General features: G+C 59.0%; 16 protein-coding genes. 3 read left to right on the top strand and 13 right to left on the bottom strand.

Annotated features, from left to right (window positions below; all coding sequences use genetic code 11):
- Positions 1-9 precede the first annotated feature (9 nt).
- The 12 genes from J2J99_RS24800 to J2J99_RS24855 all read right to left on the bottom strand — a co-directional run bounded on the left by J2J99_RS24800 (position 10) and on the right by J2J99_RS24855 (position 10950).
- Complete coding sequence (locus J2J99_RS24800) at positions 10-954, bottom strand: type II secretion system F family protein (protein WP_168297417.1); 945 nt, start codon at positions 952-954, stop codon at positions 10-12.
- Between the two features lie 7 nt (positions 955-961).
- A complete protein-coding gene (locus tag J2J99_RS24805; RefSeq protein ID WP_168297416.1) occupies positions 962-1915 on the bottom strand; it encodes a type II secretion system F family protein in 954 nt (317 codons plus the stop codon).
- Entirely contained in the window at positions 1912-3360 is a 1449-nt protein-coding gene (locus J2J99_RS24810) for a TadA family conjugal transfer-associated ATPase (RefSeq protein WP_168297415.1), read from the bottom strand. The genes J2J99_RS24805 and J2J99_RS24810 overlap by 4 nt, the downstream gene beginning before the upstream one ends.
- Before the next feature lie 16 nt (positions 3361-3376).
- Positions 3377-3949 carry a L,D-transpeptidase gene (locus tag J2J99_RS24815; protein WP_168297414.1) on the bottom strand — a complete coding sequence of 191 codons (573 nt, stop codon included), beginning with the start codon at positions 3947-3949 and terminating at the stop codon, positions 3377-3379.
- Complete coding sequence (locus tag J2J99_RS24820; protein ID WP_168297413.1) at positions 3946-5088, bottom strand: pilus assembly protein; 1143 nt, start codon at positions 5086-5088, stop codon at positions 3946-3948. The genes J2J99_RS24815 and J2J99_RS24820 overlap by 4 nt, the downstream gene beginning before the upstream one ends.
- A 28-nt stretch (positions 5089-5116) precedes the next feature.
- Positions 5117-5740, bottom strand: a complete 624-nt coding sequence (locus J2J99_RS24825; RefSeq protein ID WP_168297412.1) for a TadE/TadG family type IV pilus assembly protein — start codon at positions 5738-5740, stop codon at positions 5117-5119.
- Positions 5734-6213, bottom strand: coding sequence for a TadE/TadG family type IV pilus assembly protein (locus J2J99_RS24830; RefSeq protein WP_168297411.1), 480 nt, complete (start codon positions 6211-6213; stop codon positions 5734-5736). Before J2J99_RS24830 ends, J2J99_RS24825 begins: the two co-directional genes overlap by 7 nt.
- The gene (locus tag J2J99_RS24835; protein WP_168297410.1) at positions 6210-7814 is read right to left on the bottom strand and encodes a TadE/TadG family type IV pilus assembly protein; all 1605 of its coding nucleotides are present in this window, start codon (positions 7812-7814) and stop codon (positions 6210-6212) included. The genes J2J99_RS24830 and J2J99_RS24835 overlap by 4 nt, the downstream gene beginning before the upstream one ends.
- A gap of 90 nt (positions 7815-7904) precedes the next feature.
- Complete coding sequence (locus J2J99_RS24840) at positions 7905-8210, bottom strand: hypothetical protein (protein WP_168297409.1); 306 nt, start codon at positions 8208-8210, stop codon at positions 7905-7907.
- On the bottom strand, positions 8194-9681 hold the full coding sequence (locus J2J99_RS24845) for a type II and III secretion system protein family protein (RefSeq protein WP_168297408.1): 1488 nt from the start codon (positions 9679-9681) through the stop codon (positions 8194-8196). The genes J2J99_RS24840 and J2J99_RS24845 overlap by 17 nt, the downstream gene beginning before the upstream one ends.
- A gap of 58 nt (positions 9682-9739) precedes the next feature.
- Positions 9740-10657: a Flp pilus assembly protein CpaB gene (gene cpaB / locus J2J99_RS24850; RefSeq protein ID WP_168297407.1), complete on the bottom strand. Its 918-nt coding sequence runs from the start codon at positions 10655-10657 to the stop codon at positions 9740-9742.
- 98 nt (positions 10658-10755) lie between these two features.
- Positions 10756-10950: a Flp family type IVb pilin gene (locus J2J99_RS24855; RefSeq protein WP_064831933.1), complete on the bottom strand. Its 195-nt coding sequence runs from the start codon at positions 10948-10950 to the stop codon at positions 10756-10758.
- A gap of 255 nt (positions 10951-11205) precedes the next feature.
- On the opposite strand from J2J99_RS24855, the gene J2J99_RS24860 reads away from it, so the two are divergent.
- Both J2J99_RS24860 and J2J99_RS24865 read left to right on the top strand, forming a co-directional pair.
- Entirely contained in the window at positions 11206-11742 is a 537-nt protein-coding gene (locus tag J2J99_RS24860) for a prepilin peptidase (RefSeq protein ID WP_168297406.1), read from the top strand.
- Positions 11743-12220: 478 nt separating this feature from the next.
- Positions 12221-14440, top strand: a complete 2220-nt coding sequence (locus tag J2J99_RS24865) for an EAL domain-containing protein (protein ID WP_168297405.1) — start codon at positions 12221-12223, stop codon at positions 14438-14440.
- 89 nt (positions 14441-14529) lie between these two features.
- Here the strand turns inward: J2J99_RS24865 and J2J99_RS24870 are convergent, their stop codons facing one another.
- Positions 14530-15822: a mechanosensitive ion channel family protein gene (locus J2J99_RS24870; protein WP_168297404.1), complete on the bottom strand. Its 1293-nt coding sequence runs from the start codon at positions 15820-15822 to the stop codon at positions 14530-14532.
- Positions 15823-16292: 470 nt separating this feature from the next.
- Between J2J99_RS24870 and ugpB the strand changes: the two genes are divergently transcribed.
- Positions 16293-17615 carry a sn-glycerol-3-phosphate ABC transporter substrate-binding protein UgpB gene (ugpB, locus tag J2J99_RS24875; RefSeq protein WP_168297403.1) on the top strand — a complete coding sequence of 441 codons (1323 nt, stop codon included), beginning with the start codon at positions 16293-16295 and terminating at the stop codon, positions 17613-17615.
- The last annotated feature ends 56 nt before the right edge of the window (positions 17616-17671 follow it).

Here is a 17671-nt window from a genome sequence, read left to right on the forward strand (position 1 = left end):
TCGCTTGGCTCAACCGCCGGGTTTCATGCCGATGAGAAGACTGACGACGCGGATAACAATGGGAACGAGAACGATGATGAGGCTTACCGGAAAAAGGAACGCGCCGAGCGGCAGCAGCATCTTGACCGGCAGGGCGTTTGCCTTTTCCTCTGCGCGCACAATGCGCAGGTCGCGCATTTCCTTGCTGTAGACCCGCAGCGTCTGCGTTACGCTGGTTCCAAGCTCCTCCGATTGGCGGAACAGAACGGAAAGGGCCCGGGCCTCGTCGATCCGCAGGCGGGTGGCAAGGTTCGCGAGCGCCTCGCGCAATCGCCGGCCGCCCCGCACTTCCAGCATCATGATCGACAGATGCAGGCCGAAGTCCTGCTGCTTGTCGACGAATTCCCGGGCAACCCGATTCGCCGCTGCCTCGATGCTCATCCCCGCGTCGAGGCAGACGATCAGCATATCCATGAAATCGGGAAAGAGGCGGCGGTATTCCCGCTCCTTGGCGGCGCCACGCCGGTCGATATAGATATTGACCAGAATGAAGGTTACGCCCGCAGCAAACATGGCAACGATCAGAGTCGCCATCTGCGACATGTTCGGCGCGACACGGTTTAAGGCCCAGACCGCCGCGACGAGCACGCTGATACAGATCACCGCGCGAACCACCTGGAAGGTGGTCACGGCGCCGGCCGCGAAATAGCCCGCTCGAATCAGCCGGTTCTGGGTGGAATTCACATTCGTGTCACGTCGGGTAATCTCGAAATAGCGACGGATCAGGCGGTTTTCCGCCTCGCCGAGATCGGCAATCGTGGTATCGCCAAGGTGGAATTCCTCGCCGGCCGCCGCCGAACTCTTCGATACCCGAACCGAGACTTCGCGCTGTCGAAAAAACAATTCCGAGGCTGCTGCCGAAAAGATCAGCACTGCAAAGAAGACGATGAGGTAGATTGCATACTCACTCGACATGAACGCCTCAGTACTCGAAGTTGACCATCTTGTAGAGAATGACATTCCCGATCGCCATGACGGCCAGCAAAGCGCACACAACGGTGGTTCCGTGGCCGCTGTCCCAGACGGGATCGAAGTAGGTCGGCGACAATGCCTTGATCATCGCGTAGAGCAGAAACGGATAGACCGACATGAAGATCGCCGTGATGCGTCCTTCCGAGGAAATTGCCCTGACCTTTGCCCTGAGCATTGTCCGGTCTCGCAGAGTCTTCGAAAGGTTCTGCAGGATCTCCACCAGATTGCCGCCGGTTCCCGCCTGTACGCTCAGCGATATGGCAAGCAGGTTGAGATCCTCGACGCCGACCCGGTCGGCCAAGTTGACAAGGGCATCGTCCAGCGTCACGCCGTAGGTGAGTTCATCCGAGAGGAGGCCGAACTCGGTGCCGATCGGATCAGGCATCTCACGTGCCACCAAGGAAATCGCCGCCGGCAGCGGGTGGCCGGCGGCCAGACTGCGAGTGGCGACATCGAGCGCTTCAGGTAGCTTCAGTTCGAATTTCTTCATGCGGCGCGCCCGGGCGCGCCAGACGACGAGCGCAGGGATGATGAGGCAGATCAGGAGAAAGATCGGCACTCTGAACAGATTGCTCGGCACAAGGAACTGAACGACCAGCCACGTCAAGAGTGCGCCCGCGATGGTGAAGAGAGCAAATCGCCTGGCATCGAACTTGATCCCCGACTGGGCGTAGAACTGCAGCAGCCGCTGCATCATGGGGATTTGCCGCCAGCTGCCAGCAGCACCGCGCTCCTTGAGCATGTCGCCATAGGTCTTGCGGTGATCATCGCTGACCTCGAGCAATCTCAGCCGATGGTTCACGGCGCGGTGGCGTTCGGATGTCTTGAAGTAGCCGCGCATGATCGCTTCGACGGCAACCAGCGCCGCGGTGAAAACGGCCGCGTAAAGCAGAGTGAGGGTCATTGAACAGGCCCCGTTTGCAGCGGTTTACCGGGATCAAAAATCGCCACGGGGATCTCGATCCCGAGCTCGGCAAATTCCTCGACGAAGCGCGGCCGAATGCCGGTGGCGCGGAATTCGCCATGGATCCGGCCGCCTTCATCTGTGCCGAGTTTCTTGAATTTCATGATCTCCTGCATCTGCACGACTTCACCCTCCATGCCGGTGATCTCGGAGATCGAGACGACTTTGCGGCTGCCGTCGCTCAGGCGCTGGACCTGCACGATGACGGTGATGGCGGACGAGATCTGCGAGCGAATGCTCAACTGCGACATCGGCATCCCGGCCATGCCGACCATCTGCTCAAGCCGGCCGACGGCGTCGCGGGGCGTGTTGGCGTGAATCGTCGTCATCGATCCCTCGTGACCGGTGTTCATCGCCTGCAGCATGTCGAACGCCTCATCGCCGCGGACTTCGCCGACGATGATGCGGTCTGGCCGCATGCGCAGGGCGTTTTTCAAAAGTTCGCGTTGGCGGATCTCGTTGCGTCCGTCGAGCGTTGGCGGTCGGGTTTCCAAACGTCCGACATGTGGCTGCTGCAGTTGAAGTTCGGCCGCATCTTCGATGGTGATCAGGCGCTCCTTTGGAGAAATCTGCGACGAGAGAGCGTTGAGCAAGGTGGTCTTGCCAGAACCGGTGCCGCCTGAAATCACCATCGACACCTTGCCCTTGACCGCGGCGCTGAGAAGGATGCGCATCGCGTCGGCCATGGCGCCGTATTGCACGAGGCGCTCCAATGTCAGTGGCTTGCGGGTGAATTTGCGAATGGAAACGAGCGGTCCGTCGACCGAGATCGGCCTGATGGCGACGTTGACACGTGAGCCATCCTTGAGGCGGGCGTCAACCATCGGCGTCGATTCGTCGACGCGGCGGCCAACCGCCGAGACGATCTTGTTGATCACCCGAAGCAGATGGTCCTCGTCTTTGAACCGCACGGCCGTGCTCTCGAGCTTGCCGTTCCGCTCGACATAGACGCTGTTGTAGCCGTTGATCAGAATATCCGCGATGGTGTCGTCGGCCAGCAGCGGCTCGACCGGTCCGAGCCCCAGCATTTCGTCGGTGATGTCGCGGATCAGATCATTGATTTCCTTGGCATTCAGCGGAAAGTTGTTATTCCGGATATAATCCTTGACCAATGGCCGGATTTCCGTGGCGATCTCCTCGTTGTCGAGCGTGTCGAGGATCCCGAGGTTGATGCGATCGAGCAGGTAGCGGTGCAAATTGACCCGCTCGGAAACCAGGTCCGGCCCGAGCGAAGCGTCATCGACACCTGCCGCGGCGCTATCAGGAGCCGGTTGGGCAGGCATGTTCTGAGCAGCGCCGACCAGAGACAGCTCGGCCGCCTCCTGAGGTTTCGGGCTTTCAGGCTCCTGCTGCTTATAGAAACGCCCGATGATGCCGTTCGCCATGCTTCCCACCCCTGAACTATTTTACAATGACCGTGGAGCCGACCTTCACCCTCTCGTAGAGATCGATGACGTCGGCATTGCTCATGCGAAAACAGCCCGACGACGCGAACCCCCCGACCGTCGACTGCTCGTTCGTTCCATGAATGCGGTACAGCGTGTCGGCCCCGCCCTTGTAGAGATAGATTCCGCGCGCCCCCAAAGGATTGAGCGGCCCGGCAGGCACCAGATCCGGAAGTCCGGCGGCGCGTGCCTTCATCTCGGCAGGCGGGCGCCAGTCAGGCCACTCAGCCTTGCGTCCAACCTTGACTGTACCGCTCCAGCGAAAGCCGTCGCGTCCGACGCCGATCTTGTAGCGGATCGCGCGTCCCTGGGAGATGACGAGATCCAGCGTACGGTTCGCGGTGACGATGACGATTGTTCCGGGCGCGTAGTTCTGTTCGATCGTCACTACGGCGCTTGTCGTCGGCCCAAGGCTTCGTGGGACAAGCGCGGCTGCCGCGGCATCCCCGGCGGCGGCCAAAATTGCCAAAACCACAAGGCTGACATAGGCGGGGCAGGACCTTATGCGTCCACTGTCGATCGCCTTCATCGCACCAGTGCTCCGAGTTTGCCGACTGCGGCGCAGAAGCGCGCCCGGGAATTCACTTGAAATGGCAGCACGCCGCGGTTGGCCGCCTCGCTCAAGGTCTCCCAGTCATCCCCAATGACATGCGTCGGGATATCCTTGAATATCTTTTCCGTTTGTTGTCGGCGCACGCCGAGGCCGAAAAGCTTGGCGCGGTATTTGTTGATGACGATGAATATCTGATCCGTACTGCCTCGCAGCCGCACCAGATTGGCAAACAAATCCTTGGCTTGAGAAAGCGCGGGAACCGTCATTTCGGTGACGATGCAGATGCTGTTGACCGAAGTGAGCACATCGTATTTCCACGGCGTCTCATAATAGGGAATGTCGATGATCGTGTGGTCGCTCTCGAAGGCGGCGACGTCGAGCATCCGCAGCACGAGCTCGCCGCCCTTCGGGGCCAGAAGGACGGATGGCTGCTTGAAGGACAGCAGTGAAAAGCCTCCTGAATGACGCTTTTTGACCAGATCGATGAATTCCAGATCGACCCGGGAAGGATTGGCGATGACCGGCTTCAAATCGTAATCGTTGACAAGGTTGAGATAATAGCCAAGTGTCCCAGCGCAGAAATCCGTGTCGAACAGGTCAACCCGCGGCTTGGAATTCTTGCTCGGTTGGGCCAGCACATGCGCAAGCGATGAGGCGATCATGCTGGCGCCGGCGCCACCGACGGCCGAGACCACGGCATGCACCCGGCTGTCGCTGGCCCCAGTGCCTGGCGCATGGGTCGAAATCATGTCGATCAGGGCGCGGCGCTCGAGCGGCTTCTTCAGCCAGTCATTGCCGTTCAGGCGGAAGAGCAGCCGCAGCATGTCGTCCGGCAGATCTTCGGAAACGACGACGAGGGGGATATCCCGGTAGCTGGCGCGAAACGTGAAGAGCTCCGGACGCTGCAGCGACTCGCCCCTGTCCACGTCGAGAACGATCAAGTCGAACTGCGTCGGATCGAACCTGCCCTTTTCACCGAGCGCCTTCAGTGCCAGATGGCGGACATCGTAACGCGAAAGCGACCCGAACGTATCGAGCATGAAGCTCGCTGCAGCCGCGTCGTCGGAGAGGACCAGGATCTTGGTGGATGCGGCAATGTTCATGTGCGCTGTCATTTCGCCTTCCTACGCGTGATAAAAGGAGTCAGCAGGTTGAGCAGGTCTTTAGATCTTCCGTCGTGATCGTCACCGGATGGGCCGGGATGGTGATGTCGTTCAGTCCCAACAGTCCGCCGAGGATCGGTAGATCGAAGGTGATGTCGCGCACCTCCAGCCGCATCGTCAGCACAGGCCCGTCCGGCCGGCCCCAATAGCCGAGCCCCGATCGCTGGTAGGTGACCATCAGCTTATCCGGCGTGATGCGCCAATTCAGGTCGCAAATACCGGGGTGGGGGTCGGTTCCCACGTTGCAAACGCCGTCGCTTCCGAGCACGATCCGGTTCAATGCCGTCGTGCAGTTGGCAAGAGCCGGTCCGCAGGTCGAGGATATTGTTGCATCGTTCGGCGCCGCTTTGCCGTTATTGAGCGGATCGGCAGCTTCGATCGGGAAAACGGCATTGAAATTGGTCGTCAACGGATCGGATACGGCCGCCAAACGAGCACCATATTGCAGTGCCTTGACCGTCTGATTCCACTGCGACATGGCATAGCCGAACTCGATGAAGGCGGCGAAGACCAGCATGACGATTGGAAAGGTCAGCAGGGCTTCGACAAGGCTGACACCATCGCTATCCTGCCAGAATGTCTTGATTGCCCTAGAGGTCACCATCCGATGTATCTCTCTTCATGGGAGGAACTGATGGTGATGGCATCGATCCCGAGAAAGCCGAACACCGGCGAGCTCTTGTAGAGATGAGCAGTGGAAATGGTGATGTTGCCATCCGCATCGGGGGCCGTGATGGTGATGTCGGAAGGGTCTTTCCAGTCCGGGACGCGGGGTTCAGCGTCTGCCGCGGGTGTCTGCGTTCCGTAAAAGGCGATCGTCTTCGCCGTCGCCTGATTGCATGTCGGCACATAGGTTCCCGACGCCGGCCGGCAGCGCGAGAGGTAACGCCCGGCATCGCGCAAGCCTGCGTCGATCTGCATGCGCTGCCAGAAAATGCTGCCAAACTCCAGTATCCCTGCGGCAAAGAGCGTCACGAAGGGGATCGCGAGCAGCGCTTCGGCAAGCACTGCGCCTTCCTCCCGCCGCCAGAAGCCGAGGCAAAGCCAGTTCCGGATCAAATTGCGCAGCGCCATCATCTGACCAGCTCCGCTTCTTCCCGCAGGAATTCGTCCAGCGTACCCCGGCCACCTTTGCCGGTGATATCGATCATCTCCAGTGAAAGATATCGCTCACCGGCATCCTTTATCGCCGGCTTGGTCAGGAACATGCGGGCGAAGGCCACGGCGCGCGTGGCCTTGTGGCCGTTCAGATGGCCGACCGAGGCTTCGTAGCCGCAGTTGACGATGGCCGAGAAGATCTCGCGGCGGTCACCAAATTCGGCCGCCGTATAGTTCGAAAGATCCGGGCCGGTATAGCACTGGCCACCCGTTGCCGGTGTTCCGGTCTCACCATTCGCCGAGGCGTGGCTGATGAGAGACGGGTTTGCAAGCTCGTAGCGATAAACATCGTAAGCGGAGGGTTGGCTCGGTGCTCCCGTCGCCTGCGGCGGATAACTGGAGTAGTTGCTGAGGACCGTGCTCGCCGAGGGCGCAGCCGTTCCCTGCGCGACATTCCAATAGGTCGCGTAATTCCAATTGTTGCCGCTGCTGATCTTGCCGCCGGCAAGCGAGGTCATCGCCGCTCCGTAGCCTAGCGGCAAAGCCTTGGTGGTATCGCCGACAACGGATCCGACCATGACTGGATCATAGGTATCGCAGGCCTTCTTTCCCTTGCCGGTGATTGTCTGAGCCGCGCGCACGTTTTGGGCAGGCCGGTAACGATAATCTCCGTTCGCCTTGTTGAACGATGATGAGTAAAAGCCGAAGCGTGTATTCACGCCGTCCTCGACGGGCCCCGCCTTTGCGCCGGTCTCCGTATCGAGGCTGTCCTGGGTGTAGCAGGTACCGGGATTGCCGGTCGCAAGAGCCTCCGCCAGCACCGATGCACCATTGCCCAAGGGGGTCCGGAGGAAGCCGAAATTGCCGGGACCGGGATTCGACGCTGCGGTGCTGTGAAGCTCGATCTGTCGCCCGTAGAGATTGCCGGCCGCAAAATTGGTGTGCAAGGCCGTCGCTGCGACTTCGCTGGCGCTTTCGCTTGTGTTTCCTGCTGGCTCGAATGGATTGCAGATAAAGATCGGTGTCACGTCGCAGGCGCTGGCATGATAGACTGCCACGGCGTCGGCAGCGATGTTGATCGTATCGCGGGTGAATCCGACCGGGATCGGAAAGATCGTCTGCATCGCCTGCGGCTTGGCGATGACCCAGGCATAGGAAGCTTCGCTGGCCACTGTCGTTTCCATCGACGATGGGATGGGCGTATCGTCGTTGGCTGGGATGTTTTTCAGAAAGAGCACGGTAACAGTGCTCCCGGCATCGTTTCCAGCGTCATAGGCCACTGATATATGCGAGCCGAGCGACATGCCGGTCCCGCCCCCGGAAAAAGCCGCGCTGTTGGCGATTTTCTCGATCGCCGTCTGCGCCCTGGTAATGGCATCGTCACGGCCATCGAGTTCGCGGGCTCCGGCGAGCGCCATCGCATCGACGGCGTTCTGAAGATCGGTATGCAGGTTGCTGCTGCGGCCGACATCGATGACCAGCAGCGAAAAGCCGAGAAGCATTGGCATGGCGACGAGCGTCAAGGCGATGACATAGCCGCGATGATCGTTCCAGAACCGTCTGACAACCCTGTTCAGCATTGGCCCACCCCCATCACGGCGTTATCGCCGTGATGACCCCTTTTCTTGCATTTCCCCTCCGGCGCTGCCGCCGTTCATGCCTTTCGCCAGCTATTGCGTGGCGGATGCCCCGTTGGAAGCGCCATCCGCCCCCATGGCTGGCGAGGGCTGAACAACGCCCAACCCGCCGTTCTGATATTGCGTGACCGCCCTGCGGATCACCCTGCCGTCGCTTGCGATGTGAGTTCGCTGGGCTTCCGGCGGGAACGGATCCTGGATATGGATGGCCTTGTTTGCTTCCACGGCATTGCCGGCCCCGAATGTGATCGTGTCGCGGTGGTTCATATAGTCGGCGCAGCCGGTTGCGAGGCCGGCGGCAGCAAAGACGAGAAGGATGCGCTTAACGTTTTGTAGCAACGGCTTGGACTCCCTGGTTCAGGTCGAGACGGTGGCCATAGGGCCCAGTCACGCCTTCGCCGTTGCGAAAGCGTCGAAGCATGTCCTTGTCGACTTCCAGGACACCGAGCGCGAAGAGTTCGACGTCGTTGGACGACCGCGTCTGGTCGAGCGGACTGTAGAGGTCCTCCCCCGGACGGGCCGGCCGCACGATGTGCGGGGTGACGACGATAACCAGGTCGGATTCCTTCTTCTGGAAACTCGTCGAACGGAACAGTGCGCCGAGGATCGGTATCTTCCCGAGGCCCGGCAATTGCTGGATGTCCTTGGCGTTAATCGACTGCAGCAGGCCTGCCAAGGCAAAGCTCTGGCCGTCGCGAAGTGCGACCGTGGTACTGGCCGCGCGCGAGATGAAACCCGGATTGCCGTTGACGTTGATCGACGGATCGAGCTCGGAAACCTCAGGCTCGATCTCCAGATTGATAAGCCCATCATCAAGAACCACGGGCTTGAAGGTCAGCCGCACACCGAAGGGGCGATAGTCCGTCTCGGTGGCGACTGTCGTGCCGTTGTTGGTCGTCTTCAGGATCGGCACTTCACCGCCGGCGTGGAAGCTGGCGGTCGAGCCGCTCATTGCGATCAGGTTCGGCTGAGCCAGGCGACGCACCAATCCCTTCTGCTCGAGCGCGTTGATGACCACGTCGATGCGGCCGCCGGAGATTTCCAGCACCTTGGCGATCAACTGCCCGAAGGGCAGCATACCCGTCGCCGCACCCTTGGGGTCAAGGAGGCTGCGGGCCAGATTGCCGTCATCATCCACGGTGATACCTTGGCTGGTCGTTGCCTTGCCGATGCCGTTATTGCCGTGCCCGGACCAACCGATCCCGAGGTCACGACCCGTCTGGCGCGAGGCTTCGATGACACGGACCTCCAGCATCACCTGCTGGCTGTCGCTGACGCGCAACTGGTTCAGCACCGGCTGGTCGGAATAGGACTGGGCGATGTCCATCACCCGCTGCAATTCGACGCCGTCACGGACCATGCCTGTCAGGCGAATGCGGTCGTTGGAGTTGGCCACGATAACCCGGGCCGAGGGCGCGGCAGAACGAATGGCGGAGGCGACTTCGCTAAAATCGCTGGCAACGCGGACATCGATGACGCCGAGAAGCGACTTGTCGTCGCCATAGACCGAGATATTGGTGGCGCCGATCTTCTTGCCGCGGATGAACAGGGACCGGTCGGAAAGCGGCACCACGTCGATCATATCGGCACTGCCGATGACGAGATCGCCGAAGGCCTGGCCGGTATTGATCGTCAGCGTCGCGTTCGGAGGCAGGGTCACGCGCTGGACAGATTTGCCGAGCGTGACCGATTTTTCCTGTGCGCTGGCGTAGCCGGCAGATCCAGGCCCAAAACACACACAGGCCGAAAACACTGCCGCCAGTGCCGCAAGGCCTTTGGCCGCTGCGATTCTTCTCTTGCCATTCGCCATGCCTGCTTTAGCCCCCTCGTTCGGCTAGCCGCACCAGCGGCATGCCGGCTAAACAACATCACTGGACCAGGCCGACTCGGTGCTCCTCACGCTTCGTCGTGTTCCAGACCCCCACCGTCACCCATTTCGGCTCGACCGGCAACACCGGTTCGACCTTTTGTTCCACAATCTGCACTTGTTTTTCAGGCTCTGGCAACTTATTCTTTTCCAGATCCTTGCCCAATTCCGTCGCCATCGCCCCGCCACCAAGGTCGGCGACGGTGATCGGTCGGGTTTGCTCGACAGAGGAAGAGGCAACATTGCGAAGCGCCAGCGACAGTGTGCCGATACTGGAGCCGAGGGTAAGACGCTGCGCCTCATCGGTCGTGACTTCGAAGGTGACGGTTTTGACGACGGATGGTTCGTCCTTGCGCTCGTCTGCCGTCTGGTCCACCGCCAGGACCTTGACGCCTTGCAGAAGCACGTCGACGAAGGTCTGATCATTGCCTGCCGGCCCGCGCACGACCCGCGTCAAAAGCACGTCGACGCGGTCGGAGGGCCGTACGAAACCGGCAACACCGAGCACGTCGTTGACGCGGATAGAAACCGCTTTCATGCCCTGGTCGAGCGCCGCCGACAGCGTGGCGCGTTCGCCGGTACCGGTGATTTTCGAGGATAGCACCGGCTCACCAGGGTCGATCGCCGCCATCGCATAGCGCGGCTGGGCATCGTTGCCGACAACCGTCTCGATGCTGACGAAGGAGCCTGCAGGTGTTTCATTGGAGGGCCATGGAATGGCTTTCAGATTTTCGGATCGGATCCGGTCGCCGAAGCGCATTGGCTTGGCGGCGACGACAAGCGTCCGTTCCTCGGCCTTCATGCCGTTCATCGCCAGCAGCCGGGCCTTCTGGTCGGAGAGATACTCGCGCATGCCGAAAACTGCTGCTGCCGCGAGTACAAACGCAATGACGAGACTGAGAATCGTTGAAGAACGCATCACGGTTACTCGCTACACTGGACGGAGTGCATCCATTCATTTTTGCTAATTTAGAGGAGAGGGGTTAACAAAACCCCTCTCTTCCTTGCAGGCCAATATCAGGCTGGGACGGCGAGCGCGGTGGTGAACCATCCCGCCCATGCCGTCCAAACGTTTGACAGATTGGTGCCGGCCAGAGTCACCGCCGTGATCACGCCGCCAACCAGCAAGGCAAGCAGAATAAGGTATTCCGTGAGTGCGACCCCATCTTCTTCCCGCGCGAAAGCGCGTACGCTGTTTACAAATGCTTTCATCGAGAATTTTCCTCCGGTAAGTTGCGGCCGTAGATCCCCCGGGCCGCCTTGTCGTCGAGACCGCCTCGACTGGGAATATTAATAGTCTGTTAATTCTAATTTAGTCAATTGTTTTATACCCGCACGAATTGAGATTTATACTTATGGTTAAGACGAAAGGCCGGGGGGTCGACCGCAAAAACAGGATAGTTCGCCGAAGTTGAGTGAAAATCGAAGTTACGTGATAGCTAATCATAGCCTAAAAGGTTGAAGCCTATGCTTGAAGCGGTCGTTGTTATTAATTCGCTTTCAGTATTACTTTTTCTCTATGCCGCCTGGACCGATTTCCGTACATGGAAGATTCTCAATACGGTTGTGCTTGCGCTTATGACGCTTTATGCGCTGCGCGCGGTGGTCGTGCTACTTGGGTCCGACGATGTCGGCGCGGCACTTTTTGCTTCGAGCGGAATTGGCGGTGACGTCGGGGCCGGTCTGCTGATGTTCATGCTTGGGGTAGTGCTATGGGCGTTCCGGCTGTTTGGCGCAGGAGACGCCAAGCTTTTCCTGCCGATCGGCCTTTTTGTCGGATGGCACGGAATGCTGCCGTTTTCGTTCTTGCTCCTCGTCCTCGGCATCGTGACGCTGCTGGTCCTGCGGCTGCCGGTCCCGCTGCGCGTCGCACATCTCGGCTTTTTCGTGCGAATCGACGAAATCCGGACGAGCCGGAAAATACCTTACGGCGTCCTCATGGTTTTCGCCCTGCTCCTTACCTTGGCTCTGCCGGTTATCCGACAGCAGCTGCAACTATCGTGACTCCTCGTACCACGTAGTCAGCTATCGCGGGGCCAATGGCGCCGTTGACCTTGAGACGCCGACAGTGCGACGAGGCCCCAAGCTGAAAGCAGCAAAAACAATAAGTGAAGATTGGCTGTTGCCATCGCCGACAGCTTAATCCCGCGTGACAACCTGCGGGACGTACATAGTATTTAATGTATGTCGAAAATTACAAAGAGGAAGACGGAGGCGTCAAAGGCTCATGTTCAAGCCGTCTTACGCGCTCATAAAGGCGAAGTTGGCTAAGCGCGTTACACGGATGCGAGCCGCGTGGCCTATGTCTTTTGAAGGTCGCTGGCGGCCAGCGTCTTACGACCAAGCTATATGTCGACAGCTTCAATGTTTGGCAACCAGATTATGCAATTCTATAGAGCGTCAGCGGTTAGTTCTTCCGCTTCTATGACCCATGAAGGGTTTCACTCCGCGTCATTAAGCGCTGCGAGGAGCCCAAGGTCGCATGTCACTTTCAGAAGATGAGAGATTGCATCTCCTCCACCAGGCCAGCATTCTCGATACGCCGCCGACGGAAGAGTTCGATGCTATCGTGCGGCTGGCTTGCAGTGTGTTCGACATGCCGATGGCGGCGGTGTCGTTTGTCGACGGGCATCGGCAGTGGTTCAAGGCCGAGCACGGCCTCTTTTTGAAAGAGACGCCACGCGAGCATTCCTTCTGCAGCCATATCGTGCAAACAGAGTTGCCGCTCGTCATCGAAAACGCCGAGAAGGATTCTCGCTTTTCCGGAAACACTTTCGTCAGAGAGCGTTCGGTCCGGTTCTATGCGGGCGTGCCGCTTTCGGAAGGGGGGACCTGCTACGGCAGCCTCTGCGTCCTCGACACGAAGAACCGCCGCTTCGGCGATCGGGATATCGAACAGCTTCGCAGTTTGGCAAGCGTCGTCGTCGGCCTCATCCGGGAACATCGTCAGCAAAGCCTGTTGAGAGAGCAGCAACGCGAGCTGGAATTGAAGCAGGCCCGTTTCGAGCAGACCGAACGCTCTGCCAAGGTCGGCGGCTTTGAGATGGATCTCGACACCGGCACGATCATTTGGTCGGACCAGATTTACCGCACGGTCGGACTACCGGTCGGCAAACGCATGACCTCGGAGGAGGTGATCGGCTGCTATGCTCCCGAAGAGCGCGAGAGCGTCAGACGCAGGATACGCGATGTCCTCGATGGTTCTGCGGCCGGCATCGACAGGGAATATCGCATCGTTACGCCAGAGGGGCAGGAGCGCTGGGTTCGCGTGGTCAGCGATATCGAGCGCTTGAGCGGCAAGCCCAGTCGATTGTTCGGCATCGTTCAGGATGTTTCCGAAAAAGTGCTCTACGAGCAACGTCTGCTGCAGGCGGCAAACGCCGATCCCCTCACCGGACTTGCCAACCGGGCCGCCTACAATGCTCATATGGAGCGGCTCACGGCAGCCGACGCTCCTTCCATCGGCTTGCTGCTGATCGACGTCGACCGCCTCAAGCAAGTCAACGATATTCTCGGCCACGCGACAGGTGACCTGCTGTTGAAAGGCGTGGCATCATGCGTGGATGAACGCTTGGGAAAGCGAGGAAAGGTTTTTCGCCTCGGTGGCGATGAGTTCTCCGTTATTCTGGACGCACCCGCAAGCCTGCGCCGCATGGGCTCACTCGCGCGCCACCTGATCGAATATATCGGTCGCCCTCTGGAAGTTGGGGGGTCGATGATAAATCCGGCGATAACCGTGGGTGGCGCGATTTCGGAGGGCAAGATGGATGCCGCAACGCTTTCGCAAAACGCCGACTTCGCCCTCTATCATGCCAAAGAAACGCGGCGCGGCAGCTATGTCCACTACGAGCCCAGCCTGCGTTCGAGGATAGCGCGACGCATTCAGATTATTCGGGAGGTTGAGTCGGCTCTTACTGAACATCGGATGGTGCCGCACTATCAGCCGATCGTCGGTTGTGCCGACGGTCGGGTATGGGCGTTTGAAGCGCTTGTGCGAATGCAGCGTTCGGATGGTTCAATCATGTCGGCGGCGCAATTTCACGAGGCGTTCACAGATCCAAGCGTTGCCCACCACATTACGACCCGCATGCTCGAGCAGGTCGCGACCGACATTCGAAGCTGGATCGACCGCGGGCTGGAATTCGGGCGGGTCGGTCTCAATATAAGCGCCTCTGATTTCATGAGGGGCGACCTGGAAACCCGGATCGTTGCCGCCTTCGCTTCAAGAGGCATTCCGCTGGACAAGCTTGTTCTGGAGGTGACGGAAACGGTCTTCCTGCAGGGACTGGAAGATGCTGTAGCAACAATCCTGCAGCGCTTGCGCAAGAAAGGCCTGACAGTGGCGCTCGATGACTTCGGGACTGGCTATGCATCGCTGACGCACTTGCGAAGCCTGCCGGTCGATATCATCAAGATCGACAAGAGCTTCATCGACACGATGCTCGTGGATGAATCGAGCCTTGCAATCGTTGAGCTGGTGCTCAATCTGGCGCGCAAACTCGATATGAAGGTCACGGCCGAAGGCGTAGAGAGCCATCGGCAAGCGATGTGTCTGCTGGAAATGGGCTGCACCACGCTGCAGGGCTATCTGTTCGGCAAACCCATGGGCCGCGAACATGTCTGCGAATACCTCATGCGGAAAACCGGCGCGACGGAGAACGGCGACCGACCGCAGGAGGAACCGCGTCGTCTCCTCGGATAACCACGGCCGCCGCCTGAGCCTTGTCGGAGCGGCTGATCGCGGCGAACACCTCGTCCCCTGCCAAGATCTTATTGAAGGAGCTTGGCAGGTCAGTCCGGTTGTTTGATCTCTATCGGGCTTTTCATGATGATTTCATGATGCGGAAACGGGATAGAGACTCCCGCTTTCTTGAAGGCATCCCACAGCGCCATCAGGACTTGCCCACGCACATTCGTCAGCCCGTTCGCTGGATCCGAGATCCAGAAGCGAAGCCGAAAGTCGAGCGACGAGGCGCCAAAGGCGGTCATCCAGCAGACGGGTGGCTTATATTGGTTTGCGACGCGGGGTACGGTCGATGCTGTCGCAATGGCGAGCTTAACCACCTGATGCGGATCGCTGTCGTAGGACGTCCCGAAGTCCACGTCTATGCGTACATAATCACTTGAGAACGACCAGTTGACGACCTGCTGCGATATGAAGTCTTCATTTGGAATGAGGTACTCCTTGCCATCGCGGGTGATGACGGAAACAAACCGCGAGCGCAGGTCACGGATCGACCCGAACGTGTCGCCAAGGGTGATCGTGTCACCCGGCTTGATCGACTTGTCGATCAAGATGATTATGCCGGATATGAAGTTCGAGACCACTTTTTGAAGGCCGAAGCCTATTCCGACGCCGACTGCGCCTGAGAAAATGGTCAGCGCCGTCAGGTCCACCCCGGTCGCCGACAAAGCGATAGCGCCAGCGATTATGATCAGGCCGATCTTGATGAACTTGCTGATCAATACCTTGATGGAAGGCGACAGGTCGGCCGACTGCTGAACCCAGTGGGAAAGCATATTGCCAATGAGGACGGCCAACCAGATCAGGGCGATCGCCAGCACGAAGGCTTTGAGTACAAGCAGAAGCGAGAGTCTCACCGCACCCAAATTAATTGCGAGCCCGTCAAGAACAGATAGAACCGGGCCGTCAAGCCCGACTGCATAAAGAGCGATATAGCTCCAGCTGCCGATTGCGACGGCGCGTGACAGCGTCGGATTGCGGATAATTTTGGTCAGGACGGAGATGACGAACCATGCAGCCGCCAGCGTCAGAGCCGTTGACACAAGCCAGCGTTGCGAGGGCCATGCGCTTTTGCTCAGCACGACATTGGCGAGCCACAACCAACCCACAAGGAAAAGCCACATCATCCGCCGCATAGGAGCGATGATGACCCGAAGCAGGTCTGGATTGCCCTTGATTCGGCGCGCCTTTGCCTCCATCGCAGGCTCTGTGCGTGACGCAAGTAAGGACGCAAAACCCAAGCCCGCCACGATGATCGCAAGCTGAAAGAACGTCCATTCGTTCAGAATGAATGTCCTTAGCCACTGCTCGGCGATCTCGGTCATCTGCGTGATATTCATGATGATGATCCGATGAATGTCAGCTCGATCAAGCTGGCGCACGAGTTTAGTTCATTTGGAAGAAACAAGCACCAGCATTCCATTTCGTCGAGCGAAAACAAGTCGATGAAACGCTGCTCGCGCGTATCGCTCGGCTCGACGCGCCTGGGCAATCATGTGCACCCTTCTTTCGCTGAGCTTCAAGCGAGGATCGAACGGTGCCTGCGGCCGCGTTCGCGCGACAGAATGTTATTTCGGCGCCAACTGACACAAGATGTTCATTTGAACACTGTATCGAGGATCCGAGCGGCTGGTGGCGAAATCCGCCAGCTAATCACGCTTTGGAAAGCAAGAGGCCGGTTCGGCCTTTGGTTTGCGAGCGCTTCAAATGTTCATTTGAACATTCCGTTGTTGCAAAGTGAAACTCGGCTGCTACCATTGCCGCGCGTCTGGAGCGGGAGGCTGCGGACCGAGAGAAAGTGGGAGAGACTATGAACAAGATCGCTTTTTTCCTGTCCGCAGGATTGACCAGCCTGTCCTTGTCCGTTCCGGCGATGGCCGCCACGAAGATCCAGTGGTGGCACGCGATGGGCGGCGAGAACGGCGCGAAGCTGGAGCAAATCGCCAAGGGCTTCAACACATCTCAATCCGATTATGAAATCGTGCCGGTCTTCAAGGGCACCTACGACGAAACGCTGACGGGCGCCATCGCTGCCTTCCGCGCCAACCAGCAGCCTGCGATCGTGCAGGTCTACGAAGTCGGCACCGGAACCATGATGGCAGCGCAGGGAGCCGTCTACCCAGTGTACCAACTGATGAAGGATCAAGGCGAGTCCTGGGATCAGAACAAGTTCATTGCGCCCGTCGTCGGTTATTATTCGGACACCAGCGGCAATGTCTTGTCCTTGCCGTTCAACTCCTCAACGCCGATCCTCTATTACAACAAGGACGTGTTCAAGAAAGCTGGCCTCGATCCGGAGACCCCGCCCAAAACCTGGGCGGATGTGGAGTCCTATTCGCGTACGATCATCAAGTCGGGGGCTGCCAAGTGCGGGTTCACCAGCGCCTGGATCTCCTGGATTCAGACCGAAAATCTCAATGCCCTGCATGACAAGCCTTACTCCACCAAGGCGAACGGTTTCGGTGGGCTGGATGCGGAATTCACCTTCAACAACGATCTGACGGTCCGTCACTGGGGTAACCTGAAGAAGTGGCAGGATGAAGGGCTCTTCAAGTTCGGCGGACCTGTCGGCGGCGATAATGCGCCTCCGATGTTCTATTCGCAGGAATGCGCAATGTATATGAACTCGTCGGCCGGGCGGGCGGGTGTCATCAACAATGCGAAGGCCTTCAAGGTCGGCTTTGCGCCGCTTCCCTATTATGACGACGTCATCAAGCAGCCGCTCAACTCGATCATCGGCGGCGCCACACTCTGGACGCTGAAGGGGCGCCCGGAAGAAGAATATAAGGGTGTGGCAAAGTTCTTCACCTACCTGCAGAAGCCGGAAGTCCAGGCCGACTGGCATCAGTTCTCAGGTTATCTGCCGATCACTGAGGATGCTTACAAGCTTAGCCAGGAACAGGGATATTATGAGAAGAATCCTGGCGCGGACGTTGGCATCAAGCAGTTGACGCGGGTCACGCCGACCGAAAATTCCAAGGGCATCCGGTTCGGCAATTACGTCCAGGTCCGCGGCATCATCGATGATGAATTCGCGGCACTGCTCGGCGGCAAGAAGACGGCGAAGGAAGCGCTTGATTCCGTTGTCGCGCGCGGCAACGAACAGCTTCGCGATTTTGAGTCTGCCAATTAAGGGCTCGCGGGGCAGGGGACGGCTGCGCCAGCCCCTGCCTTGCCGTTCGTCAGTGA

The organism is Rhizobium binae (genome assembly GCF_017357225.1).
Classification (GTDB): domain Bacteria; phylum Pseudomonadota; class Alphaproteobacteria; order Rhizobiales; family Rhizobiaceae; genus Rhizobium; species Rhizobium binae.